Annotated in this window: 1 protein-coding gene; it reads right to left on the bottom strand. The window is 51.2% G+C overall.

Going from position 1 to position 213, the window contains the following annotated elements:
• The coding region (locus BA70_RS19055) for an AMP-binding protein (protein ID WP_034325318.1) at window positions 1-213 on the bottom strand (213 nt) is incomplete at both ends.

Raw genomic sequence — 213 nt, 5'->3', positions numbered from 1 at the left:
CTTGATCATATTGAGGCGAATTGCTTCGTCGATGATGTGCAGCTCTGCGCCGGCAATCCACGTTGGGAACATCTCCCAAATGGAGGCGTCAAAGCCAAAGCCGGCATATTTTGCGGTTCGATCTTCATTCGTCACCTGGAAGGCATCATTATGCCAGAAAGCAAGATTCACAAGTGACTGGTGCTCGACCATGACACCCTTCGGCTGTCCAGT

Origin of the sequence: Bacillus zhangzhouensis, from assembly GCF_000715205.1 — a bacterium.
Classification (GTDB): domain Bacteria; phylum Bacillota; class Bacilli; order Bacillales; family Bacillaceae; genus Bacillus; species Bacillus zhangzhouensis.
The sequence above is the reverse complement of the archived record's forward strand: the minus strand, read 5'-3'. Positions and strand labels throughout refer to the sequence as shown.